The organism is Streptomyces sp. NPDC005574 (assembly GCF_040605435.1).
Classification (GTDB): domain Bacteria; phylum Actinomycetota; class Actinomycetes; order Streptomycetales; family Streptomycetaceae; genus Streptomyces.
Genome location: NZ_JBEXCW010000030.1, coordinates 13,966 through 38,493, shown reverse-complemented (window position 1 = coordinate 38,493; position 24,528 = coordinate 13,966). Strand labels below are relative to the sequence as shown.

Below are 24,528 nucleotides of genomic sequence, written 5' to 3'. Positions count from 1 at the left end.
TCCGACACCAGGGGACGGCATGCGACGGGAATCCCCCACTTTCGACGAACTGGACGTGCGTCTGCTGAGCGCGCTGGAGGTCGACGGGCGGGCCTCCTTCAGCCGGCTGGGCGAGGTGCTCGGCGTCTCCGACCAGACCGTCGCCCGCCGCTACCGCAGACTGTGCGCCGAGGGCGGCCTGCGGATCGTCGCCGTCCGGGACGGCACCCGCCTCGGCCACGACCAGTGGACCCTGCGCCTGCGCTGCGTCCCCGACAGCGCCCTCGCGATCGCGCAGGCGCTCGCCAAACGCCCCGACACCAGCTGGATCGGCATCGCCTCCGGCGGCACCGAGGTCATCTTCGGCACCCGCCCGCGCAGCGCCGACGACCGCGACGACCTGCTCCTCGGCAAACTCCCGCGCACTCCGCGCGTGATGGAGATCCGCGCCCACCAGACCCTGCACCGCTTCTACGGCGGCCCCACCGGCTGGCTCGGCAAGTCGGGGGCGCTGACCCCAGGCCAGGTGGCGGCGCTGCGCCCCGGCCCCGTGACCGGGCGGCCGGCCGCCCGGATCGACCCGGAGGACGAACCGCTGCTCGCCGTGCTGGAACGCGACGGCCGGGCCACCCACCCGGAACTCCAGCGCGCCACCGGCCGCTCCGAGTCCGCGGTCAAGCGCCGGCTCGCCGCGCTGCTCGGCTCGGGAGCCGTCTACATCGACGTGGAGTACCACGCCGAGGCCATCGGCTACCCGGCCTTCGCCTTCCTGTGGATCACCACCGCTCCGGCCGCCCTCCGGACTGTGGGCGAGGCCCTGGCGGAACACGACGAGATCGCCTACGCCGTAGCGACGGCCGGCCCGTGCAGCATCGTGGCCACCTCGGTCACCCGCAGCACGGCCGACCTGTACGCCTACCTGAGCGGCCCCCTCGGCCGGCTTGAGGGGGTGCAGGACGTCGAGGTGTCCCTGCTGCTGCGCAGGGTCAAGCAACTGACGTACCAGCCGCCGGCGCGTTGACGCCCCGCTCGTCAGTCCTCGCGTTCACGCCCCGCTGTCGTCAGTCGTCCTCGCGCTGACGCCGCTGGAGTCGGTGGCCGCCGGCCTGGATCGCCGTCGCCAGGGCGTCCGCCGCGCCCTGGGCCGAGGTGCGGCGGGAACCGTGGACGAGCACGAAGTCGACCCGGCCGAGCTCCGGCAGCCCGGACCGCTCCGGCACGCGGACCAGACCCGGTGGGATCAGGCGCCGCGAGTGGGCCATCACGCCCAGGCCCGCGCGGGCCGCCGCGATCAGCCCGTTGAGGCTGCCGCTGGTGCACACGACCCGCCACTCGCGCCCCTGCCGCTCCAGCGCCTCCAGGGCGAGCGCCCGGGTGATGCCCGGCGGCGGATAGACGATCAGCGGCACCGGCCGGTCCGGGTCCAGCCGTAGCCGCTCCGCGCCGATCCACACCAGTCCGTCGTGCCACACCAGCTCGCCGCGCATGTCCCCGGGCCGCCGCTTCGCCAGCACCAGATCCAGTTTCCCGGCGGCCAGCCGCTCGTACAGCGTGCCCGACAGCTCCACCGTCAGCTCCAGGTCGACCTCGGGATGGTCGAGGCGGAAACCCTCCAGGATCTCCGGCAGCCGGGTCAGCACGAAGTCCTCCGACGCCCCGAACCGCAGCCGCCCGCGCACCCGCGCCCCGGTGAAGAACGCCGACGCCTGCTCGTGCACCTCCAGGATCCGGCGCGCGAAGCCGAGCATCGCCTCCCCGTCCTCCGTCAGTTCCACCGAGTGCGTGTCCCGCGCGAACAACTGCCGCCCGGTGGCGTCCTCCAGGCGCCGTACGTGCTGGCTGACGGTCGACTGGCGCAGCCCGAGCCGCCTGGCGGCCTGCGTGAAGTTCAGCGTCCGCGCCACCGCCAGGAACGTACGCAGCTGGGAGGGGTCGTACACCCCGGCAGGCTATCGCGGAACGTGATGACAGTCAGAGTGGTATGCAGGATTCCCGATCGCTGGCGGAGGGAGCACGATGGGGAGGGGCCGTCCGGCCCCGCGCCGACCGACGGACCGCCGCCGGCCCGGCCGGGCGAGGGCCGCCCGCCGGACCGCCGCGAGCACGAGCAAGTGGAGCAGTGGAGCACCGTGAAACGCCTGCGACGGCCGAGCCGGCTGCCGATCGACCCCTACATCCTGCTGCTGCTGGGGACGGTGGGCCTCGCGGCCCTGCTCCCGGCACGCGGGACGGGCGCCGACATCGCCTCCGGCGCCTCCACCGCCGCCATCGCCTTCCTCTTCTTCCTCTACGGCGCCCGACTCTCCACCCGCGAGGCGCTCGACGGGCTCAGGCACTGGCGGCTCCACACCACCGTGCTGGCCTGCACGTTCCTCGTCTTCCCGCTGCTCGGCCTGGCCGCCCGGGGATTCGTCCCGGTGCTCCTCACCCAGCCGCTCTACCAGGGGCTGCTGTTCCTCACCCTGGTCCCCTCCACCATCCAGTCGTCCATCGCCTTCACCTCGATGGCCCGCGGCAACGTGCCCGCCGCGATCTGCGCGGGCTCCTTCTCCTCCCTGGTCGGCATCGTCCTCACCCCGCTGCTCGCCGCCGCCCTGCTCGGCAACAGCGGCGGAGGTTTCTCGGCCGACTCCCTCGTCAAGATCGTGCTCCAGCTGCTCGTGCCGTTCCTCGCCGGGCAGCTGCTGCGGCGCTGGATCGGCGGCTTCGTCGCCCGCCACAGGAAGGTCCTCGGCCTCGTCGACCGCGGCTCGATCCTCCTCGTCGTCTACACCGCATTCAGCGAGGGCATGGTGCAGGGCGTCTGGCACCAGGTCAGCCCGTTCCGCCTGGCCGGCCTGCTGCTCGTCGAGGCCGTGCTGCTCGCCGTGATGCTGGCGCTGACCTGGTACGGCGGACGGGCCCTGCGCTTCGGCCGGGAGGACCGGATCGCCCTCCAGTTCGCCGGCTCCAAGAAGTCCCTCGCCGCCGGACTGCCCATGGCGAGCGTGCTGTTCGGGGCCCACGCCTCACTGGCCGTGCTGCCGCTGATGCTCTTCCACCAGACGCAGCTCATGGTGTGCGCGGTGATCGCCAAGCGCCGGGCCCGCGACCCGCTCGACCCGGCCGGCGACGGCGATCCGCGTCGGGCCGGGGATTCGGGCGGGGCGGGTGAGGCCGGCAACCCCGGCGGCTCCGGCAACCCCGGTGACTCCGGCAACCCCGGCGGCTCCGGCAACCCCGGCGGCTCCGGCAACCCCGGTGACTCCGGCAACCCCGGTGACTCCGGCAACCCCGGCGGCTCCGGCAACTCCGGCGGCTCCGGCAACTCCGGTGGCTCCGGCAACTCCGGTGGCTCCGGCGACTCCGATGGTTCCGGTGGTCCCGGGGACGCCGGCGGGGCCCGTGGTTCTGGCGGGTCCGGCGCGGGGATCAGTGCTTCGGGGGCAGCCGCAGGGTCACGAAACGCGGTCGGTACGGGGACACGTTCCGGCTGACCCGCGCCACGGCACCGCCGGCCGCGCCCCGCTCCCGTCCGCCGTCGCGCCCGTACGTCCTCGGACACGGCCGGCGGAGTGGCGGCCACCGTCCCGCCCGGTCCATGCGGCGCCCGCTGCCGGCCGCCGTGTCCGCACGCCGAACGGGCTCCGTTCACCGCCGCGTTGATCCGTGTCTCCGGCACGGACGGCTGACGCCGGATAACGTTCCGTCATGAACGCAGCAGGCACCACCGAGCCCCGACTCGCCCTCGATCCCGCGCGCAGCGCCCTCGTGCTCGTGGACCTGATGGACCGCATCGTCGCCCTGCCCCTGGAGCCCCACAAGGGTGCCGAGGTCCTCACCACCGCCGGGGAACTCGCCGAAGCCTTCCGCTCGGCCGGCGCGCTCGTCGTGCTCGTCCGCGTCGAACGGCCCGGCGTCGCCGAACAGCCGTCGGGCAGCGGACTGGCGGCCGGTCTGGCCCGGGAGGGTGACCTGGAGATCGTGAAGCGGACGATCGGCGGGTTCCAGGGCACCGGCCTGGACGACCGGCTGCGCGCGCACGGCGTCACCACCCTCGTGTTCGGCGGCATCGCCACCAACCTCGGCGTGGAGTCCACCGCCCGCGCGGCCGGTGACCTCGGCTACGACCTCGTCTTCGTCGAGGACGCCATGACGGCGCTCACCGCACCCGAGCACGAGGCGTCGGTGCGGCTGGACTTCCCGCGCCTCGGCTCGGTCGTACGGGCCGCGGAGGTGCGCTTCACACCGGGCGCCCGGGACGAGGACTGAGGCGGGGCCCCGCGGCGCAGGGGGGCGCTTCCCGCCGGCCGGGGCCCCGCCGCCGTGCCGCGCGGCCGTTTCAGCCCTGGGCGGCCGCGGCCCGCAGGGCGACGCGGTCCTCGCCCGCGTACACGTTCATGGAGGTGCCGCGCAGGAAGCCCACCAGGGTCAGGCCGGTCTCCGCGGCCAGGTCCACGGCCAGGGACGAGGGCGCCGAGACGGCCGCCAGCACGGGTATGCCCGCCATCACGGCCTTCTGCGCCAGTTCGAACGAGGCCCGCCCCGACACCAGCAGGATCACCCGCGACAGCGGCAGCCCGCCGTCCTGCAGGGCCCGCCCCACCAGCTTGTCGACCGCGTTGTGCCGGCCCACGTCCTCCCGTACGTCGAGCAGTTCGCCGTCCTCGTCGAACAGGGCCGCCGCGTGCAGACCCCCGGTCCGGTCGAAGACCCGCTGGGCCGCGCGCAGCCGGTCGGGGAGGCTCGCGAGCAGCTGGGGGTCCACCCGGACCGGGGGAGTGTCGGCGATCGGCCAGCGGGCCGTCGTACGGACCGCGTCGAGGCTCGCCTTGCCGCACAGGCCGCACGACGAGGTCGTGTAGACGTTCCGCTCCAGCGTGATGTCCGGCATGGGCACGTCGGGAGCCGTCCGGACGTCCACCACGTTGTAGGAGTTCGAACCGTCCACGGTCGCCCCGGCGCAGTAGACGATGTTCTGCAGGTCGGATGCGGCGCCCAGCACCCCCTCACTGACCAGGAACCCGGCGGCCAGCGCGAAGTCGTCGCCCGGGGTGCGCATCGTGATCGCGAGAGGCTTGCCGTTCAGTCTGATCTCCAGCGGCTCCTCGGCGACGAGCGTGTCCGGGCGGCTGGAGACCACCCCGTCCCGGATCCGGATCACCCTGCGTCGTTCCGTGACTCGTCCCATGTCCTGATCAGCCCCGGTTCTGTACGTGCTGGTAGCCGAAACGGCCCTTGATACAGAGAGTGCCGTGGGTCACCGGGTTGTCGTGCGGCGAGGTGACCTTGACGATCTCATTGTCCTGCACGCGCGGAGTGAGGTTGCAGCCCGCTCCGCAGTACGCGCACACCGTGGTCGCCCTGGTCTGCGCCGACTCGTCCCAGGTACCCGCCGCGCGCATGTCGAACTCCGACTTGGGACAGGGCGCCGGTGGGGCACACCTCGACGCAGTTGCCGCAGTACACGCACGCCGAGTCGGGCGAACTTCTGCGCCGCGTAGTTCATCTCGTCGGTGGCCGCGCGCAGGAGAACATGCCGAACGAGCCGCGCGCCGCCGCCGCCGGGCCGCCTTCGGGGTGGCCGACCACGCCCGGACCGGCCGGCTCGGTCGTCGCGTGGACGACGCAGCCGACGGCCCGTTCGGGAGCGAGCACCGCGCTGACCGCGCCGCCGGGGTCTGCGCTCTGGAGGCGGTGGCCGTCGTAGGGGCCGCCGTGGCGGTGGGAGCACCCCCAGGGGATGCCGTTCCGGGCGGCGACGACCGCCGACCGTTCGTCGCGTGCCGGATACCGTTCATCGCATACCGTCGACCGCTGACTTCTCAACGCCCGGACGCCTCCCTACCGTTCGGGATCATGAGTCCCCCACTCGCGCCCCCGGGGTGGAGCCGCTGGCTGGTTCCGCCCGCCGCCCTGTCGGTCCATCTCTCCATCGGGCAGGCCTACGCCTGGTCCGTGTTCAAGCCGCCCCTGGAGTCCGCGCTCGGTCTCAGCGGCACCCAGAGCGCGCTCCCCTTCCAGCTGGGCATCGTGATGCTCGGACTGTCGGCCGCGTTCGGCGGCACGCTCGTGGAACGCAACGGCCCCCGCTGGGCGATGACCGTCGCCCTGGTCTGCTTCTCGTCCGGCTTCCTGCTCTCCGCGCTCGGCGCGTTCACCGAGCAGTACTGGCTGATCGTGTTCGGCTACGGCTTCGTCGGCGGCATCGGCCTGGGCATCGGCTACATATCGCCGGTCTCCACCCTCATCAAGTGGTTCCCGGACCGGCCCGGCATGGCCACCGGCATCGCCATCATGGGCTTCGGCGGCGGCGCGCTCATCGCCTCCCCCTGGTCGGCGCAGATGCTGGACTCCTTCGGCGCCGACAGCTCCGGCATCGCCCTGGCGTTCCTCGTCCACGGTCTTTCGTATGCGGTGTTCATGCTGCTCGGCGTGCTCCTGGTGCGCGTGCCGCGCGGCGAGAAGCCGGCCGAGGACAAGCCGAGCGTGGTGGCGGGCCCCCAGGTCTCGGCCCGGGACGCGGTGCGCACCCCGCAGTTCTGGTGCCTGTGGGTCGTGCTGTGCATGAACGTCACCGCCGGGATCGGCATCCTGGAGAAGGCCGCTCCGATGATCACGGACTTCTTCGCGGACACCTCCACCCCCGTGTCGGCCTCCGCGGCGGCCGGTTTCGTCGCCCTGCTGTCCGCCGCCAACATGGCGGGCCGCATCGGCTGGTCCTCGACCTCGGACCTGATCGGCCGCAAGAACATCTACCGTCTGTACCTCGGCGCGGGCGCGCTGACCTACACGCTCATCGCCCTGTTCGGCGACTCCTCCAAGCCGCTGTTCGTCCTGTGCGCGCTGGTGATCCTGTCGTTCTACGGCGGCGGCTTCGCGACGATCCCCGCCTATCTGAAGGACCTCTTCGGCACCTACCAGGTCGGCGCCATCCACGGGCGGCTGCTCACCGCCTGGTCCACGGCGGGCGTCCTCGGGCCGCTCATCGTCAACTGGATCGCGGACCGGCAGGAGGCGGCCGGCAGACACGGCTCGTCGCTGTACGGCCTGTCCTTCGTGATCATGATCGGTCTGCTGGTCGTCGGGTTCGTCGCCAACGAGTTCGTCCGCCCCGTGCACGCCCGCCACCACATCCCCGCCCCCAGGGAGGCCGCCGATGCCGAACGACAGCAGTCAGAGTCCGCCTGACCGGCGGGGCCTCATCGCCTTCGCCTGGCTGTGGGTGGGAGCGCCGCTCGCGTACGGGGTCTACGAGCTCGTGCAGAAGGCGACGCAGCTGTTCACCGGGTGAGGTCCGCGGGAGGGTCCGGGCGCCCGGGGGGCTGTGACGGAAGCCGACAACCCCGGCGCCCGAATCCTGTGACTTCACCTGCCGTCGTACCCGCGAGTCACTGATCAGACTGGTGGATCCCGCTACCCAAGGCAACGAGGGGAACCACCCATGAACGGCTCGCGCATCGCCGCCGTCGGCCACTACCAGCCCGCGAAGGTACTCACCAACGAGGATCTGGCGCGTCTGGTCGACACCAGCGACGAGTGGATCCTGAGCCGGGTGGGCATCCGGACGCGCCACATCGCCGGCCCCGACGAGCCGGTCGACGAGCTGGCCGGCCACGCCGCCGCGAAGGCGCTCGCCTCGGCCGGCCTGACCCCCGCCGACATCGACCTCGTCCTGGTCGCCACGTCGACGGCCGTGGACCGGTCCCCGAACATGGCCGCCCGGGTCGCGGCCCGGCTCGGCATCCCCTCGCCCGCCGCGATGGACGTCAACGTGGTGTGCGCCGGATTCACCCACGCGCTCGCCACCGCCGACCACACCGTGCGGGCCGGCGCCGCGACCCGGGCCCTGGTCATCGGCGCGGACAAGATGTCCGAGGTGACGGACTGGACCGACCGCACGACCTGTGTGCTCGTCGGTGACGGCGCGGGGGCCGCCGTCGTGGAGGCCTGCGCGAACGGTGAGGAGCCCGGGATCGGGCCCGTGCTGTGGGGGTCGGTGCCCGAGATGGGGCACGCGGTACGCATCGAGGGGCAGCCCGCGCGGTTCGCGCAGGAGGGGCAGAGCGTCTACCGCTGGGCCACCACGCAGCTGCCGCCCCTCGCCCGTCAGGCCTGCGAGCGGGCCGGGCTCGCCCCCGAGGACCTCGCCGCGGTCGTCCTGCACCAGGCGAACCTGCGCATCATCGAGCCGCTGGCGCAGAAGATCGGCGCGGTCAACGCGGTGGTCGCCCGCGACGTCACCCGATCGGGCAACACGTCGGCCGCCAGCATCCCGCTCGCCTTCTCCAAGCTGGTGGAGCAGGGCGAGATCTCTTCCGGGGACCCGGTCCTGCTCTTCGGCTTCGGCGGCAACCTGTCCTACGCCGGACAGGTCGTCCGCTGCCCCTAGGGCCTGCCCTCGGGCGGACCGGAGGATGGTGTTCCGCTGGCGGCGGCCGGTGGTGTGATGGTTGCCCTCGGCACATCTCACTGGCCATTGTGCGCCGTAGACTGTAGACGAAAGACAATCGACACTGGTTGTCCAGTGACCGTGACGGCGCGGGCGCGGGCTCTCCGGCCGCGGTCGCCCGGCGTCGTCCAGGAGGGGGACCGCGATGTTGTCGCCAGGACTGCCACAGGGAGCGGTGCCCAAGCTCGAACGGCCCGGCCCGCTGCGCGACCGCGTCTACGAGGCCCTGCTCGAACTCATCACCACCCGGGCCCTGCGGCCCGGCCAGCACCTCGTCGAGAGCGAGCTCGCCGGTCACCTCGGTGTCTCCCGCCAGCCGGTGCGGGAGGCGCTCCAGCGGCTCAACACCGAGGGCTGGGTGGATCTGCGGCCCGCCCAGGGCGCGTTCGTGCACGAGCCGACGGAGGACGAGGCGGACCAGCTCCTCACCGTCCGCACGCTCCTGGAGGCCGAGGCCGCCCGGCTCGCCGCGGCGAACGCCGACAGCGCCGGCATCGACGCTCTGGACGACCTGCTCGCGCAGGGCCTCAAGGCCGTCGCCTCCGACGACGTGGACACCGCCGTCACCCTCAACGCCCGCTTCCACGCCAAGGTCATGGAACTCGCCGGCAACGCGGTGCTCGCCGAACTCGCCGCACAGGTCGACCGCCGGGTCCGCTGGTACTACACGCCGGTCGCCAGGCAGCGCGGACACCAGTCCTGGATCGAGCACCGCGAGCTGATCGGCGCGATCGCGACGCGCGACGAACAGCGCGCCACGCAGCTGATGCGCGAGCACACCGAACACACCCGGCGCTCGTACCAGGCCCGCGGCGAGTCCTGACGAAACGTCATACGTCGGACAAGCAAGGGGACTTGGGCAGCGAGTCGGACGACGCCACGGCTCCCGGCGCTCCCGCCCACGCCACCGCCTCGGTGTCACACCGCAGGTGACTCACCCCGCGACGCGGGGAGAGTCACCCAGAACGGGGGCGCGGGCCGCCTCCCTGGATCCCAACTCGTCGCGGACTTCCCGGAGATCGCGCGGTCTCGGCTCCGTGGTCGTCGCAGCGTGGGGCTACGACCGGGCGTACGCGCTGGCCAAGCGATAGGTGACCGAGGGGCTTCAAGGCGTACGAGGTCGTCGCCCAGGCCATGGGCGGATCCATGTCGACCAACCGGGACGCGGCGCGGGCACCCGGGGGGTCCGGCCGCGGGCGTCGGCTGACGGGCGGGGCGCGTTCGTCGGCGGCGCACTCCTCGTGCGGGCCGTGACCCAGGGCCCGGCGGGGGAGCGGCTGCCCGGAATCTTCCCGGACCACCAGCTGACGCCGTGACGTGAGGTGGCATGACGTGACACGGGCGGCCGGCGCGGGAACGCCGTACCGCCCGCGTCCACGACGCCCGCACCGTCCGACGCATCGGTCCGCTCCGGACGAGGGCCAACCCGGCCCGGCCCGGACCTGAGCCCGGCGCGGCACGGAGCGGACCGGACCCCGTGCCGGGTGGGACCCCGTGCCGGGTGGGACCCCGTGCCCGACCGGACCCCGGCCCGGCCCGGACCGGACCTGAGCCCGGCGCGGCACGGAGCGGACCGGACCCTGTGCCGGGCGGGACTCCGTGCCGGGTGGGACCCCGTGCCCGACCGGACCCCGTCCCGACCCGGCCCGGACCCCGGCCCGGCCCGGACCGGAACCCGTACCGCACCACCAGGCGTCCGGGGCCCGGGCCCCGGACCGGCGGGTCGATGCCGGCCGCGGTCACCCGATGCCCTGCCGGTCCGGCTGGAGGGCGAAGGCGCGGTCCGCGGGCTCCGGCACGGCCCGCTCCACCGCCCGGACCAGCAGCGCGCGCTGCCGTACGAGCGGCTCCCGGCGGTCCGCGGGAACGACCCGGAGGAGATCGTCCACCCCGGCCAGCAGCCGTCGGGTGACCTGCGGACTGCAGGTCGCGCATCCCCGGATCTCGGCGAGGGCGAGGTCCACGAGCCGCGGCCAGTCCGGCACGGGCCGCACCAGCCGTACGGTGCCCGTACGGTCCCGGTGCACCGCGGTGCCGAGCGGGCGCGGCGCCACCGTCGCGAGGAACAGCAGGATGCGGTCCACGGCCTGCACCGCCGTCGTCGGGTCGTTCACGGAGGACGACAGGGCGCGCAGCGCGATGTCCGTCAACTGGCGCAGCCCGAAGGCGAGATCCTGGTGGAAGGTGCGTTCGGCGCTCACCGACACGAGGGAGTACGGCGCCGCCGGTCCCCGGCCCGGGACGCCGCCGTGCACGGCGAACACCGGCGTCCCCGGCACGACGAAGTCCCCGATCCCGGGGATGAGCCGCAGCGCGATCCCGTGCCGTCGCGCCGTACGGACCAGCCGGGCGATGTTCACGTCCCGCAGCACTCCCGGGGCGCCGCGATGGGTGAGCCGGGCGGTCTCGGGGCCGAGTCCGGTCGCCTCTCCGGCGGGGCCGGCCGGTGGCAGGTCGGCGACGACCCGCAGTGACTCCGCGGTGATCAGGTCGACGACGTGCCCCACCCGCATCAGCCTCAGCATGGCGTTCACGTACATCACGAACAGGACCACGCTCAGTGCCACCATCAGCAGCGTGAGGACGGACTGGACGACCGGCGTGGAGGACACCAGCGCGGGATCGGGCTGACTGTCGTAGGAGGTGAGGACGAGCAGCGACAGGACGAAGGTGGCCAGAAACACCGCGAAGGTGGCCTTGGTGATCCGGCTCCGCACGAACACCGACACGACGCGCGGGCTGAGCTGGCCGGCGGCCATCTGCACCGCGACCAGCGAGATGCTGAAGACGACGCCGATGAAGGTCATCATCGCCGCGCTGATGGTGGTGACCACGGTCTTCGCGTCGTCGGCGATCCCGTGCAGAGCGCTTACGGCGGCCTCGTCGCCGGAGTCGCGCAGCGCGGTCAGGATCGCGTCGTCCGCCGTCGACCCGGCCGCCCAGACCACGCACACCAGGACCAGGGCGACGGTCGGAGCGAACCAGAACGTGTCGCGCAGGTGCTCCCGCAGCGGCGACCACGTCCGGGGGCGCCGTCGCCCGGGAGGCGGGCCGGCCGTAGTGTTCCAGTCACCCATGGTGAGACTGTAGAGGCAGCGTCCGCTCCTCCAGGGGACCCCCGCCGGGGCGCGGATATGCAGGTGAAAGCCACTCCGAAAGCTTGGTATTGTTGTCCACGTCGCCGCGCGGAGCACCTCCGTCCAGGCGGCGGACACCTGGTCCGGGTGGCGGAATGGCAGACGCGCTAGCTTGAGGTGCTAGTGCCCTTTATCGGGCGTGGGGGTTCAAGTCCCCCCTCGGACACCAGCAGTTTTCCAGCAGGACCACGCACTGCGGGTCGGGAACCCTCCCGGTCCGCGTTTTTGCGTTCCACGCGGCCGTGACGCACCGTTTCCGGCCATCCCTGTCGCCCCGCCGTGTGCGGTCGTCGACCCGGCCGTGCCCTCGACCGGCGAACTGTAGGGTGAAAAACGGTAGTACAGACCATAGGGGGAAAGGTGGGCCATGCCCGTCGGCCGTAACGCCACGCTGTCACGCGCCAGTCGGCCGCCCCGGACGCCGGTTGTCGCCGGCCCGTGGTGGCGGGTCAGGGGCGAAGGCTGGATCGCGGTCGTGGCGGGCGTCTTCGTGCTGGCCCAACTCGCCCTCGTGCCACCGGGGATGGGCCTCGGCTGGGACGAGGCGGTGTACGTCAGCCAGGTCAGCCCGCATGTACCGAGCGCGTTCTTCAGCGCGCCCCGGGCCCGCGGCGTCCCGCTGCTGGTCGCACCGATCGCGTCGTGGTCCTCGTCCGTCACCCTGCTGCGGATCTACCTCGCGGTGCTGTCCGGCCTCGGTCTCCTCCTCGCGCTGCGCGCCTGGCGGGGCCTCTTCCCGGTGTGGGTGCGCGCCGTCGCGGGCGGCCTGTTCGCCTCCCTCTGGGTGACGGTCTTCTACGGCCCGCAGGCCATGCCGAACTACTGGGTCGCCGTCGGCGCCCTGGCCGGCACCGGCTGCTTCCTGCACGCCCAGGCCGACAGCCGTGACCGAAAGGCTCTTTGGGGCGTGGGTCTGAGCGCCGCCCTGATGGCCTGGATGCGTCCCACGGACGCCGTCTGGGCGGTCCTGCCGCTGCTCGCCCTGCTGGTGGCCGTACGGCGGTGGCGGCGCCCCGCACTGCTGGCGGCCCTGCTCGTGGGCCTGGCCGCCGGCGCTGCCGAGTGGGTCGTCGAGGCGTACGTGTCCTATGGCGGCCTGGGCCGGCGGCTGTCCGACGCCTCCGCGATCCAGGGCGGCCTCGGCTGGCACATAGCCGTCGCGGACCAACTGCGCAGTCTGGGCGGGCGGGCGCTGTGCCGTCCGTGCGGCGGCGCCATGCCCCATCCGGCCGTGACGCTGTGGTGGTTCGCGCTTCCCGTGTTCGCCGCCCTCGGGCTCATGATCGCCGTGCGGGCCCGGCGCATTCCGGCGACGCTGGTGCCGCTGGCCTGCGCCACGACGGTGGCCGTCCCCTACCTCTTCATGATCGGGTACGCCGCCCCGCGCTTCCTGCTGCCCGCCTACGCGCTGCTCGCCCTCCCGGTGGCCGACGCGCTCGTGCACCTGGTCGCCTCGACCGGCCGGTCCCGGCGGCCTGTCGTGGTGCTGCTGGTGGCGCTCGCACTGGCCGGTCACCTGGCGGTGCAGTACGTCGTGCTGGACCGCACCGTCCAGCGCACCGACGCCGCCCACGAGGACTGGGAGCGCACCGCCACCGCACTGCACCGGCTGGGCGTGAGCGCGCCCTGCCTGGTCACCGGCTACGAGAACATCCCCATCGGGTACTACGCCGGCTGCTCGTCGGCGTCGACCGGCGGCCACAACGCCAACACCACGGTGAAGGGCATCCGGAGGACCGCCAGGCGGATGCCGGTCGCCGTTGTGGTGGCCCCCGGCGGCCATCGGCCCCACTATGCCCGTTCCTGGACCCGCGACCGGGCGGGCGCCCTGCGCGTGTACCTGGCACCGGGCGTGGCACCGGAACCCCGGCCGTGAACGTCACCGGCACGGGTGACACGGCGGCGAAGGCCACCCGGCCTCCGCCTCCACGGTAGGGGCGCCCGCGCCCTCCCGCGGCAGCCCTTCCGCACGCTCCTCCAGGCGGTGGCCCCGGCACCCGGCGTTCGGTGGCACGCGGACGATCCGGCGCGGGCGTCCCGGCGACCGGGAAAACCCGGTGCCCCGCCCGACTCCGCTTCCCTACACTCACCACACGACCTGCGCGCCCCGTCACAGCGGCCCGTGCACGCCGTTCCAGCCCGACCAGTGAGGGGAGCCCGGCCGTGCGTGACCACACCGCCGTCGTCGTTCCCCGATCCCGGTACGAGGTGATCCTGGTGTGCTCGTCCGCCCGGTGCCCGCTGCGCGGCCGGCACCGGAAGCCGTGACACAGATCTGACGCCGACCGGCCGCAACCGGTGGTCCCGCAGCCCGTCCTCATACGTCGCCGCGTGAACCCCGCCTGCCTGTACCTTCCATGACGATCCGTCAGAGTCCGGCCATCGCGCTGCCCCTTTCCCGAACGACCGAAAGGCCATGGGCCGTGCGCACCCACAGCAACCCGCTCACCTCCGTCCGCAACCTGGGCATCCTCGCCCACGTCGACGCGGGCAAGACCACCGTCACCGAGCGGATCCTCTACGCCACCGGAACCACCCACCGGCGGGGCGAGGTCCACGACGGCACCACCGTCACCGACTTCGACCCGCAGGAGCGCGACCGGGGCATCACCATCTTCGCCGCGGCGGCGAGCTGCGACTGGGACGGTCACCGCCTCAACCTGATCGACACGCCGGGACACGTCGACTTCGCCGACGAGGTGGAGCGTTCGCTGCGCGTCCTCGACGGCGCGCTCGCGGTGTTCGACGCCGTCGCCGGGGTCGAGCCGCAGAGCGAGTCGGTGTGGCGGCAGGCCGACCGGCACGGCGTGCCGAGGATCGCGTTCGTCAACAAGCTCGACCGCGCGGGCGCCGACCTCGACACGGCCGTCGCTTCGATCCGCGAGCGGCTGCACCCGGCCCCGCTGGTGGTGCAGGTGCCGATCGGGACGGAGCACGGCTTCACCGGCGTCGTCGACCTGCTCCGGCTCCGGGCGCTGACCTGGGCCGACGCGAAGGACGGCGTCGAGGAGGGCCCCGTACCCGAAGGTCTGCTGGAGGAGGCGCGGCGACGGCGGCGGCTGCTGGAGGAGGCGGTGGCGGAACTCCACCCCGGCGCGCTGGAGGAGTTCTGCGAGCGCTCCGCCCTCACACCGCGGACCCTCGCCGCGGCCCTGCGGGATCTCACCCGCAGCGGCGACGGACTCGTGGTGCTGTGCGGCTCCGCGTACCGCAACCGCGGGATCGAGCCGCTGCTCGACGCCGTCGTGGCGTACCTGCCGTCCCCGCTCGACGTGCCCGCCGTACGCGGTACGCACGACGGGACGGAGCAGGAACGGGTCGCCGACCCGGCGGCCCCGCTCGCGGCGCTCGCGTTCAAGGTGAACGCGACGGCGACGGGACGCCTGACGTATCTGCGGATGTACTCGGGAACGCTGGAGCGGGGGGACACGGTGTGGGACGCGGGCGCGGGGCGCGCCGAGCGTGTCGGGCGGATCCTGCGGGTGCAGGCCGACCGGCACGAACGGCTGGAGCGGGCGGTCGCGGGCGACATCGTGGCCGTGGCCGGGCTGAAGTCGGTCCGGGCCGGCGCGACGCTGTGCGCGCCCGGGGCGCCGCTGCTCCTCGAACCGCCCGGTGTCGCCGAGCCGGTGGTGTCCGTGGCCGTCGAGGCGCGCGGCGCGGGCGACGGCGACCGGCTGGCCACGGCGCTGGCGAGACTCGCGGAGGAGGACCCGTCCCTGGTGGTCGGGACCGACCCCGAGACGGGCCAGACGCTGGTGTCGGGCATGGGTGAACTGCACCTGGAGGTGGCGGTGGAGAAACTCCGGCGCGCCCACGGGCTGGAGGTCACCGTCGGCCGGCCTCGGGTGTCCTACCGCGAGACGGTCGCCCGAGGGGTGTCCGGTCTGGTCTTCCGGCACGTCAAACAGGACGGCGGGGCAGGGCAGTTCGCCCATGTCGTCCTCGACGTGGAGCCGCTGGAGCAGGGCACCGGGTTCGAGTTCCGGTCCGCCGTGGTGGGAGGGCGGGTGCCGCAGGAGTACGTCCGCGCGGTCGAGGCCGGCTGCCGGGACGCCCTCGGTGACGGGCCGCTGGCCGGTCATCCGGTGACCGGGGTGCGCGTCACCCTGACCGACGGGGCGACCCACGTGAAGGACTCCTCGGAGGCCGCGTTCCGCACCGCGGGCCGTCTCGGTCTGCGGGAGGCCCTGCGCGCCGGCGCGATGGCGCTTCTCGAACCGGTCGCCGAGGTGACGGTGACCGTGCCCGAGGACGCGGTCGGCGCGGTGCTCGGCGACCTGGCGGCCCGGCGCGGCCGGGTCCGCGGTTCCGTCGCCCGGAGCGGCACGGCGGCCGTCACCGCCACCGTGCCGCTGGCCGAACTGTTCGGCTACGCGACCCGGTTGCGCGGCCGCACCCAGGGCCGCGGCACCTTCACGGTCCGGCCCGCCGGCTACGCGCCGGCGCCGGCCGGGGCACCGGCGCGGTAGGTGCCGGGCGGCTCCTGTCCGTGTCCCCGAAACCGGGGGTGCGGACGGGAGCCGCCGCGGCGGGCACGTCAGGGGTAGGACACCACCGTCGACGGCACGGTGGAGGTGCCCGAAGTGGGCGTCCCGGTCTCGTTGGGGACCCGCTCGTACCGGCCGGATCGAAGTCGAGGGCGTTCGGGGCGAGGTCGCCGCCGCCGGGCAGCGCGCGGACGCGCCCGGACCTCGGGGCCGCCGCTGCCGGCACGGCCGGGAGCGCGGCGAGCGTGGGGACGGCTGCGGCGGCGGCGAGCGCGGTGCGGCGGCGCTCGGCGGACGGGTCGGGGGGTGGGGCATGGGGCGGCTCTCCCGTTCGGGAAGTGAACGGGAGGCGGACTGGGAGCGCTGTCTCGCCGGGAGATGCCTCAACTGACCGAACGGGTGCGTCAAGAGGTGCGACCGGAGTCGCGCAAGGTGTGCCGCACCCCTTGACGGGACCGCCTTCCGAGGTTTAACTCACGTCCTAAATTAAGCCGTGAAAAACTCCGGAAGGGACACCCGGGAGCCATGCGCAGCATCCGAACCGCGGCCGTAGGCGCCGTCACCCTCTCTCTCGCGCTCGCCGCCTCGGCCTGCGGCGGCGGTTCGTCGACGGGCGGGTCCGACGACTCGCCCAAGACGCTCACCTACTGGGCCTCCAACCAGGGCGCCAGCATCGAGGTCGACAAGAAGGTCCTCCGGCCCGAGCTCGACAAGTTCGAGAAGCAGACGGGCATCAAGGTCAAACTGGAGGTCGTCCCCTGGTCGGACCTGCTGAACCGGATCCTCACCGCGACCACCTCCGGCCAGGGCCCCGACGTCCTCAACATCGGCAACACCTGGAGCGCCTCGCTCCAGGCCACGGGCGCGCTGCTGCCGTGGGACGCGAAGAACCTCGCCGCGATCGGCGGCCGGGACCGCTTCGTCGACTCGGCGCTCGGCTCCACCGGGGCCCAGGGCAAGGACCCCGCCGCCGTGCCGCTGTACTCGATGGCCTACGCCCTCTACTACAACAAGAAGGCGTTCGCCGACGCCGGGATCGCGAAGCCGCCGGCCACCTGGGACGAGCTGATCGCCGACGGCAAGAAGCTGTCGAAGGACGGCAAGTGGGGCCTCGGCGCGGAGGGTTCGAACCTGTCGGAGAACATCCACCACACCTTCGTGTTCGCCAAGCAGCACGGCGCCGACTTCTTCACCGCCGACGGGAAGGCCGACTTCACCAACGACGGGGTCGTCACCGCCGTCAAGCAGTACGTCGACCTGATGGCCAAGGACAAGATCATCGCGCCGGGCAACGCCGAGTACGCGCAGAACCAGTCCGTGAGCGACTTCGCCAAGGGCAAGAACGCGATGCTGCTGTGGCAGTCGGCGTCCGCCAACCTCACGTCCCAGGGCATGAGCGAGGCCGACTACGGCATCGCGCCCGTCCCCGTCCAGTCCGGCACCCCCGGCACCGGCGCCAACGTCAACTCCATGGTCGCCGGCATCAACCTGGCCGTCTTCAAGAACACCCACAACCTCGACGGGGCGCGGAAGTTCGTGAAGTTCATGACCGGTGACGCGGAACAGAAGATCCTCAACACCGCGTACAGCTCCATCCCGCCGGTGAAGACCGCCCAGTCCGACTCCGCGTTCAACACCCCGGCCAACGCCGTCCTCAAGAACACCCTGGCCGGCAGCGCCGCCGCCCTGCCCCAGGTCGCCGACGAGTCGCAGTTCGAGACCGCGGTGGGCACCGCCGTCAAGGACCTCTTCGCCGACGCGGCCGCCGGACGCGCCATCACCGAGGAGTCGGTGAAGGCGAAGCTCGCCAAGGCGCAGCAGCAGATGCCGGCGAAGTGAGCGACGCCGTGACGACCACTGCCACCGCGGAGGCCGCCGTGACCGGGAACCCGGCCGGTTCCTCCGCGGCGGCGGCGCCGGGACCGCGCCGCCGCCGCGGCGGCCGGATCCGCCGCGCCGGACTGCCGTACCTGCTGCTCCTGCCCGCCCTGGTCCTCGAACTCCTGGTCCACCTGGTGCCGATGGTGATCGGCATCGTGATGAGCTTCAAGGAGCTCACGCAGTTCTACATCCGCGACTGGGGCACCGCCCCCTGGTCCGGCCTCGACAACTACTCGGTGTCGGTGGACTTCGACGCCCCCGTCGGCAAGGCGCTGCTGCACTCGTTCCTCGTGACCGTCGCCTTCACGCTGCTGTCGGTCGCCCTGTGCTGGCTGATCGGCACCGCCGCCGCGATCTACATGCAGGACACCTTCCGAGGCCGCGGCCTGCTGCGCGCCCTGTTCCTCGTGCCGTACGCCCTGCCGGTCTACACGGCCGTCATCACCTGGGTGTTCATGTTCCAGCACGACAACGGCCTGGTGAACCACGTCCTGCACGACCAGCTGCACCTCACCGGCAAGCCGTCCTTCTGGCTCATCGGCGACAACGCCTTCTACGCCCTGCTCACCGTGTCGGTGTGGAAGGGCTGGCCGTTCGCGTTCCTCATCGTCATGGCCGGCCTGCAGAACATCCCCCGGGAGCTGTACGAGGCGGCCGCCCTGGACGGCGCCGGGATGTGGCAGCAGATCCGCCGCATCACGCTGCCGTCGCTGCGCCCGGTCAACCAGGTGCTCGTCCTGGTGCTGTTCCTGTGGACGTTCAACGACTTCAACACGCCGTTCGTGCTGTTCGGCCGGACGGCCCCGGAGGCGGCGGACCTCATCTCGGTCCACATCTACCAAGCCTCCTTCGTGACCTGGAACTTCGGCACCGGCTCCGCCATGTCCGTCCTGCTCCTGCTGTTCCTGCTCGTCGTGACGGGCGCCTACCTCGTACTCACCTCACGCGGACGGAGGGCCACCACCGATGCCTAGCTCCCCGGCCTCCCCGATGGCCCCGCCCCGGTCCTTCCACTGGTCCCGGCGGATCTTCCTCACCCTGCTCACCGGCTTCGTCCTGCTGCCCGTGTACGTCATGGTCTCCAGCTCCCTCAAGCCCCTCGCCGACGTCACGGGCAAGTTCCGCTGGCTGCCCAGCGGCCTCACGCTCCGGCCGTACGTCGACATCTGGTCCACGGTCCCGCTCGCCCGGTACTTCGTGAACTCGCTGATCGTGGCCGGCGCGGCGACGGTCTGCTCGGTGGTCATCGCCGTCTTCTCCGCGTACGCGGTCAGCCGCTACGACTTCCGCGGCAAACGCGTGTTCACGGTCACCGTCTTGTCGACCCAGATGTTCCCCGGCATCCTCTTCCTCCTCCCGCTGTTCCTCCTCTACGTCAACATCGGCAACGCCACCGGCATCGCCCTGTTCGGCTCCCGCGGCGGCCTGATCCTCACGTATCTGACCTTCTCGCTGCCGTTCTCGATCTGGATGCTGATCGGGTACTTCGACTCGGTGCCGCGCGACCTGGACGAGGCGGCACTGGTGGACGGCTGCGGACCGCTCGGCGCGCTGTTGCGGGTGGTGGTGCCGGCCGCGATCCCCGGGATCGTCGCGGTCGCCGTCTACGCCTTCATGACCGCCTGGGGCGAGGTGCTCTTCGCGTCGGTGATGACCAACGACACCACCCGCACCCTCGCCGTCGGGCTCCAGGGCTACTCCACGCTCAACGACGTGTACTGGAACCAGATCATGGCCGCCTCGCTGGTCGTCAGCCTCCCCGTGGTCGCGGGCTTCCTGCTGCTCCAGCGCTACCTCGTCGCCGGACTGACGGCGGGTGCCGTCAAGTGACCGACTCCGCCGCACACAAAGGGACTTCAGTGACCATCGACCTCGCCGCACTTCCGCACGACTTCCTGTGGGGCACGGCCACCTCGGCGTACCAGATCGAGGGAGCCGTGGCGGAGGACGGCCGTTCGCCGTCGATCTGGGACACCTTCTCGCACACCCCCGGCAAGATCGCGGGCGACGACCACGGCGACCTCGCCTGCGACCACTACCACCGCTGGCGCGAGGACATCGCGCTGATGCGCCGGCTCGGCACCAACGCCTACCGCTTCTCCGTCGCCTGGCCGCGCGTGGTGCCGGGCGGCGACGGGCCCGTCAACGCCAAGGGCCTCGCCTTCTACGACGAGTTGGTCGACGGCCTGCTGGAGGCGGGCATCACCCCGTCCGCCACCCTCTACCACTGGGACCTGCCGCAGGCCCTCCAGGACCGCGGCGGCTGGCCGGAGCGGGCGACGGCCGAGCACTTCGCCGCGTACGCGTCCGCCGTCGCCTCCCGCCTCGGCGACCGCGTCACCCACTGGGCCACCCTCAACGAGCCGCTGTGCTCGGCCTGGATCGGCCACCTGGAAGGCACCATGGCCCCCGGTCTGACCGACCTGACGGCCGCGGTCCGCGCCTCCTACCACCTCCTGCTCGGGCACGGCCTCGCGGCGCAGGCGATCCGCGCCGCGGTCCCGGACGCCGAGGTCGGCATCGTCAACAACCTGTCCACCGTCCACCCGGCCACCGACCGGCCCGAGGACGTCGACGCCGCCCGCCGCATGGACGGCCACACCAACCGCTGGTGGCTCGACCCGGTCCACGGCCGCGGCTTCCCGGCCGACATGCGCGACCTCTACGGCGTGGAACTCCCCGAGCAGGCAGGCGACTTGGCGACGATCGCCGCCCCGCTGGACTGGCTGGGCCTGAACTACTACTTCCCCGCGACGGTCGCCGACGACCCCACCGGGCCGGCACCGCACGTCCGTTCCGTGCGCCGCCCCGGCGTCCCGCGCACCGGCATGGACTGGGAGATCGACGCGAGCGGCATCGAGGCGCTGCTGCTCCGGCTCACCGACGACTACGGCGCCCGCAAGCTGTACGTCACCGAGAACGGCTCCGCCTTCCCGGACGTCGTACGCCCCGACGGCACCGTCGAGGACCCCGAGCGCCAGGACTACCTGGCCGGCCACCTCGCCGCCTGCGCCGCCGCGGCCCGCAAGGGAGCCCCGCTGGCCGGCTACTTCGCCTGGTCCCTGCTGGACAACTTCGAGTGGGCGTACGGCTACGAGAAGCGCTTCGGCCTCGTCCACGTGGACTACCGCACCCAGACCCGCACGATCAAGGGCACCGGCCACCGCTACGCGGAGATCATCCGGGGCCACCGCGAACGCCGGCGTGACGCGGCCTGAGACCCACGGGGGCGACGGGGGAACGGCCGGTGGGCGCGGGTGCGGGAGCCCGCCCCGCCGGCCGGTGTCGCGACCGGCCCGGCACCCTCAGGGAGCGGTCACCGGCCGGCCGCCGCGAGTCGCCCCGCCCCCCGGGACGCGCGTGCCGGCCTGCCCGGCTTGACCCTCGACCTGGTGCAGGGCACAGAGTTCCGGGTGTGGAGAGCGAGATGCGCAGCATCGGAGATGGCCCGGGACAGTGGGCTGAACGTGAGCGCCCTGCGGTTCTACGACCGCGCCGGGGTGCTGGTACCCGCGTGGGTCGACCCGGTGACCGGCTATCGCTGGTACGAGGCCGCTCAACTGGACGAGGCCCGGCTGCTGGCCCGGTTGCGCCGGGCCGGTATGCCGCTGCCGGACGTGCGGCTGGTACTGGCCGGCTGGTCCGGCGCGGACACCGACCTGGTGCGCGAGCTGCTGCGGGCCCATCTGCGCCGCCTCGAACAGGGGCTGTCCGATGCCCGCGGCGAGTTCTCCACGGTCCGAACGCTACTCGAGGACAGAGGACGACCCATGACCACTCCGCTCCGTACCGCCGTCATCCGACTTGACGTCCCGGCAACCGAGTTGGGGGCCGCGCTGGACGCGGTCCGGTTCGCCGCCAGTACCGATCCGGAGCTGCCGATGCTCGGTGGCATCCTGTTCGACGTGGAGGACGGGGCACTGCGCCTCGTGACCACCGACCGGTACCGGATGGCCGTAGCCCACGCGACTGCCACCGGTCATGACGGGAGCCGTACGCAGGTCATCGTGCCGTTGCCGCTCGCCGACGCGATGCGCGCGCTGCTGAGCGGTGAGCAGCACGCCCGACTGGTCCTGGAGGACGGCCGGATGACGCTGGAGACCGGGGACCGGCGCACGACCGGGCAGTGCCTCGACCACGACTTCCCCGACTACCGCCGTCTGGTCCGGCTGCCGGCCGGGCGCCGTGCCCCCGTCGACGTGCCGGCCTTCCGCGAGGCGGTGCTGACCGGCCCCGTCCGCCAGGGCGAGGGGCGGGAGCCGGACGGCGTGTCCTGCGACCTGAGCGTCCTCAAGGTGACGGCGGAGAACACGGTGGTCGTCTGCGAGGACGGCGCCACCGACCCGGACCAGGTCGCCGTCAACCGGGAGTTCTTGCTCGACGCGCTCGCCGCCGGAGCCCGGGACCGGCTGAACGTGGAACTCGGCACCTCCACAACACCCCTGGTGATCCGCCGGCCCGACAGCGAGGAGACGTTCTCGCTCCTGATGCCGGTCCGTCTGGAGGACTAGGGCCTCCCGTCTCGATCAGGCCGAGCTCGCGGGGTGCGGCCGAAAGACCCCGGGAGCTTCGGACTCCGGCGGCCGGCGGCATCGGCACGGCTACCGCCATCGCCGTCGTCAGGAAGCGATCCGCTCCCGCTCCGGCATCAGTTCCAGGACCTCCGCCAGGCACTCCTCCTCCATGCGGGAGGTGCGCCACAGCCACACGACGTCCCGGCCGAACGACCAGACCAGCAGCGCCAGCGCCACCGCGACGACCGCGAAGGTGCCCGTGTACGGCAGCAGTGCCGACGCGCCCAGCAGCAGGAGCACGCCCTGGAGCGCGGCCACCGTCTTGCGGGCCGTGCTCGGGGGCAGCGGCGCGTTCAGCCAGGGCAGGACGCGGGCCGCGGCGACGAAGGCGTACCGCATGCCGCCGATCAGCAGGACCCACGGGCCCAGGGACATCGAGACGTACACGCTGAGCACCAGGATGAGGAACGCGTCGACCTCCATGTCGAACCGCGCGCCCAGCGGGGTGGAGGTGCCGGTGGCGCGGGCGACCTTGCCGTCCACGCCGTCGAGGATCAGCGCCACCGCCGTCAGACCCACGAACAGCGTCACCGGCGGCGAGCTCTCGAAGGAGTCCGCGACCAGCGCCGTCACACCGCCCACCAGGGTCGCCCGGCCCAGCGTCACCCGGTTGGCCGGGCCGAAGGTCCGCGGCCGGGTGCGGTGCAGCGCCCGGGAGAGGACCGCCCAGGTGGCGATGGCGAAGGCGAGTCCGGTCAGCCAGCCCGCGGGCCCCATGCCTATCGCCGTGCCGAGCAGAGCCAGCAACAGGACCTGCACGCCCGCCCCCACAGCGGTCTCCTGCTGGACCAGCCTTGCTTCGTACGTGTTGTTCAGGGCCACCGCACATTCCTCCGGCCAGGTGACAGATTTGATCAAGGCCGCGTACTGTGCGCGACCTGTGCACTCCTCGGTACGTGCACCGGTTGCCGATCGTTCAGGAGGACGCCGATGAAGCGCTCCGCACGCGCCTTTTGGCTCAGCTCTCCCGGCCGGGGGGAGGTCCGGGACGTCACCCTGCCGGACCCCGGGACGGACGAGGTCGTCGTCCGCTCGCTGTGGTCCGGAGTCAGCCGCGGCACGGAGACCCTCGTCTTCCGGGGCGGGGTGCCCGAGAGCCAGCACGCGGCCATGCGGGCGCCGTTCCAGGAGGGCGACTTCCCCGCACCGGTGAAGTACGGCTACCTCAACGTCGGTGTGGTGGAGGAGGGGCCGGCGGACCTGGTCGGACGGACCGTGTTCTGCCTCTATCCGCACCAGACGCGGTACGTCGTCCCCGCGAGCGCCGTGACGCCCCTGCCCGAGCACCTGCCCGCCGCACGCGCGGTCCTCGCCGGCACCGTCGAGACGGCCGTCAACGCGCTGTGGGACGCGGCGCCCCTGGTCGGGGACCGGATCGCCGTGGTCGGCGGCGGTATGGTCGGCTGCTCGGTGGCCGCCCTGCTGGGCCGCTTCCCGGGGGTCCGGGTCCAGCTGGTCGACGCCGACCCCGCCCGCGCGAAGATCGCCGAGGCGCTCGGTGTGGGCTTCGCCCTCCCCGCCGACGCGCTCGACGGGTGCGACCTCGTCGTCCACGCCAGCGCCACCGAACAGGGCCTGGCCCGCGCGCTGGAACTGCTCACCGCCGAGGGCACCGTCCTCGAACTCAGCTGGTACGGCGACCGCCGGGTCAGCCTCCCGCTGGGCGAGGCGTTCCACTCCCGCCGGCTCGTCATCCGCAGCAGCCAGGTCGGCAGCGTGTCCCCGGCCCGCCGCTCCAGCCGCACCTACGCCGACCGGCTCGCGCTCGCCCTCGACCTGCTCGCCGACCCGGCGCTCGACGCTCTCGTCACCGGGGAGTGCGCCTTCGAGGAACTGCCCGACGTGCTGCCGCGCCTGGCCTCCGGCGAGATCCCCGCACTGTGCCACCGGGTCCGCTACGACGACGCCGGGTGACGGACCCGTTCCGTCCGGTACGGCCGGAGCCGCCCCGCGGCGCCTGACCTGAGAAAAGGGTGAGGAACGGCTGAACAAGGGGAACCGAGGAGCCGTACTAGACGGCATCCCCGGCAGCGATC

18 protein-coding genes, 1 tRNA gene and 3 pseudogenes are annotated in these 24,528 nt (G+C 72.8%); 16 read left to right on the top strand and 6 right to left on the bottom strand.

Annotation, left to right across the window (positions count from 1 at the left end; translation table 11 throughout):
• Positions 1–19 precede the first annotated feature (19 nt).
• Entirely contained in the window at positions 20–1,000 is a 981-nt protein-coding gene (locus ABZT03_RS20755; protein ID WP_356041345.1) for an Lrp/AsnC family transcriptional regulator, read from the top strand.
• Between the two features lie 40 nt (positions 1,001–1,040).
• Here the strand turns inward: ABZT03_RS20755 and ABZT03_RS20750 are convergent, their stop codons facing one another.
• Positions 1,041–1,919 (bottom strand): LysR substrate-binding domain-containing protein, encoded by an 879-nt coding sequence (locus ABZT03_RS20750; protein ID WP_356041343.1) that lies wholly within the window; start codon positions 1,917–1,919, stop codon positions 1,041–1,043.
• A gap of 189 nt (positions 1,920–2,108) precedes the next feature.
• On the opposite strand from ABZT03_RS20750, the pseudogene ABZT03_RS20745 reads away from it, so the two are divergent.
• Together ABZT03_RS20745 and ABZT03_RS20740 are read left to right on the top strand one after the other, a co-directional pair.
• Positions 2,109–3,074 (top strand): annotated as a pseudogene (locus ABZT03_RS20745) (bile acid:sodium symporter family protein); the annotation flags it as partial.
• A gap of 595 nt (positions 3,075–3,669) precedes the next feature.
• Positions 3,670–4,230, top strand: coding sequence for an isochorismatase family protein (locus tag ABZT03_RS20740; RefSeq protein ID WP_356041341.1), 561 nt, complete (start codon positions 3,670–3,672; stop codon positions 4,228–4,230).
• A gap of 70 nt (positions 4,231–4,300) precedes the next feature.
• Here ABZT03_RS20740 and fdhD read toward each other — a convergent pair whose 3' ends face one another.
• The 3 genes and pseudogenes from fdhD to ABZT03_RS20725 all read right to left on the bottom strand — a co-directional run.
• On the bottom strand, positions 4,301–5,149 hold the full coding sequence (fdhD, locus tag ABZT03_RS20735) for a formate dehydrogenase accessory sulfurtransferase FdhD (RefSeq protein WP_356041339.1): 849 nt from the start codon (positions 5,147–5,149) through the stop codon (positions 4,301–4,303).
• Between the two features lie 7 nt (positions 5,150–5,156).
• Positions 5,157–5,442 (bottom strand): annotated as a pseudogene (locus tag ABZT03_RS20730) (4Fe-4S binding protein); the annotation flags it as partial.
• Between the two features lie 87 nt (positions 5,443–5,529).
• Positions 5,530–5,730: pseudogene (locus ABZT03_RS20725) on the bottom strand (oxidoreductase); the annotation flags it as partial.
• A gap of 87 nt (positions 5,731–5,817) precedes the next feature.
• On the opposite strand from ABZT03_RS20725, the gene ABZT03_RS20720 reads away from it, so the two are divergent.
• The 4 genes from ABZT03_RS20720 to ABZT03_RS20705 all read left to right on the top strand — a co-directional run bounded on the left by ABZT03_RS20720 (position 5,818) and on the right by ABZT03_RS20705 (position 9,233).
• Positions 5,818–7,149: an OFA family MFS transporter gene (locus tag ABZT03_RS20720; protein WP_356041338.1), complete on the top strand. Its 1,332-nt coding sequence runs from the start codon at positions 5,818–5,820 to the stop codon at positions 7,147–7,149.
• The gene (locus tag ABZT03_RS20715) at positions 7,118–7,252 is read left to right on the top strand and encodes a hypothetical protein (RefSeq protein WP_356041336.1); all 135 of its coding nucleotides are present in this window, start codon (positions 7,118–7,120) and stop codon (positions 7,250–7,252) included. Before ABZT03_RS20720 ends, ABZT03_RS20715 begins: the two co-directional genes overlap by 32 nt.
• 150 nt (positions 7,253–7,402) lie before the next feature.
• On the top strand, positions 7,403–8,350 hold the full coding sequence (locus ABZT03_RS20710; protein WP_356041334.1) for a beta-ketoacyl-ACP synthase III: 948 nt from the start codon (positions 7,403–7,405) through the stop codon (positions 8,348–8,350).
• A 205-nt stretch (positions 8,351–8,555) separates the two neighbouring features.
• The gene (locus ABZT03_RS20705; protein WP_356041332.1) at positions 8,556–9,233 is read left to right on the top strand and encodes a GntR family transcriptional regulator; all 678 of its coding nucleotides are present in this window, start codon (positions 8,556–8,558) and stop codon (positions 9,231–9,233) included.
• Between the two features lie 916 nt (positions 9,234–10,149).
• Here the strand turns inward: ABZT03_RS20705 and ABZT03_RS20700 are convergent.
• Entirely contained in the window at positions 10,150–11,487 is a 1,338-nt protein-coding gene (locus ABZT03_RS20700) for a DUF2254 domain-containing protein (protein ID WP_356041331.1), read from the bottom strand.
• Between the two features lie 141 nt (positions 11,488–11,628).
• On the opposite strand from ABZT03_RS20700, the gene ABZT03_RS20695 reads away from it, so the two are divergent.
• The 8 genes from ABZT03_RS20695 (at position 11,629) to ABZT03_RS20660 (ending at position 22,429) form a co-directional block, all read left to right on the top strand.
• A tRNA-Leu gene (locus tag ABZT03_RS20695) sits at positions 11,629–11,716 on the top strand.
• Positions 11,717–11,914: 198 nt separating this feature from the next.
• Positions 11,915–13,423 carry a hypothetical protein gene (locus tag ABZT03_RS20690; RefSeq protein WP_356041329.1) on the top strand — a complete coding sequence of 503 codons (1,509 nt, stop codon included), beginning with the start codon at positions 11,915–11,917 and terminating at the stop codon, positions 13,421–13,423.
• A 547-nt stretch (positions 13,424–13,970) separates the two neighbouring features.
• Positions 13,971–16,019, top strand: coding sequence for an elongation factor G (gene fusA / locus ABZT03_RS20685; protein ID WP_356041327.1), 2,049 nt, complete (start codon positions 13,971–13,973; stop codon positions 16,017–16,019).
• Positions 16,020–16,562: 543 nt separating this feature from the next.
• Positions 16,563–17,876 (top strand): sugar ABC transporter substrate-binding protein, encoded by a 1,314-nt coding sequence (locus ABZT03_RS20680; protein WP_356041325.1) that lies wholly within the window; start codon positions 16,563–16,565, stop codon positions 17,874–17,876.
• 8 nt (positions 17,877–17,884) lie between these two features.
• Complete coding sequence (locus tag ABZT03_RS20675; RefSeq protein WP_356041323.1) at positions 17,885–18,892, top strand: sugar ABC transporter permease; 1,008 nt, start codon at positions 17,885–17,887, stop codon at positions 18,890–18,892.
• 16 nt (positions 18,893–18,908) lie between these two features.
• Positions 18,909–19,748, top strand: a complete 840-nt coding sequence (locus ABZT03_RS20670) for a carbohydrate ABC transporter permease (RefSeq protein ID WP_356041423.1) — start codon at positions 18,909–18,911, stop codon at positions 19,746–19,748.
• A 29-nt stretch (positions 19,749–19,777) separates the two neighbouring features.
• Positions 19,778–21,136, top strand: a complete 1,359-nt coding sequence (locus tag ABZT03_RS20665) for a GH1 family beta-glucosidase (protein ID WP_356041321.1) — start codon at positions 19,778–19,780, stop codon at positions 21,134–21,136.
• Positions 21,137–21,385: 249 nt separating this feature from the next.
• The gene (locus ABZT03_RS20660) at positions 21,386–22,429 is read left to right on the top strand and encodes a MerR family transcriptional regulator (RefSeq protein ID WP_356041319.1); all 1,044 of its coding nucleotides are present in this window, start codon (positions 21,386–21,388) and stop codon (positions 22,427–22,429) included.
• A gap of 108 nt (positions 22,430–22,537) precedes the next feature.
• On the opposite strand, the gene ABZT03_RS20655 is transcribed toward ABZT03_RS20660, so the two are convergent.
• On the bottom strand, positions 22,538–23,314 hold the full coding sequence (locus tag ABZT03_RS20655; protein WP_356041317.1) for a CDP-alcohol phosphatidyltransferase family protein: 777 nt from the start codon (positions 23,312–23,314) through the stop codon (positions 22,538–22,540).
• Between the two features lie 108 nt (positions 23,315–23,422).
• On the opposite strand from ABZT03_RS20655, the gene ABZT03_RS20650 reads away from it, so the two are divergent.
• A complete protein-coding gene (locus tag ABZT03_RS20650; RefSeq protein ID WP_356041315.1) occupies positions 23,423–24,406 on the top strand; it encodes a zinc-binding alcohol dehydrogenase in 984 nt (327 codons plus the stop codon).
• Positions 24,407–24,528: the final 122 nt, after the last annotated feature.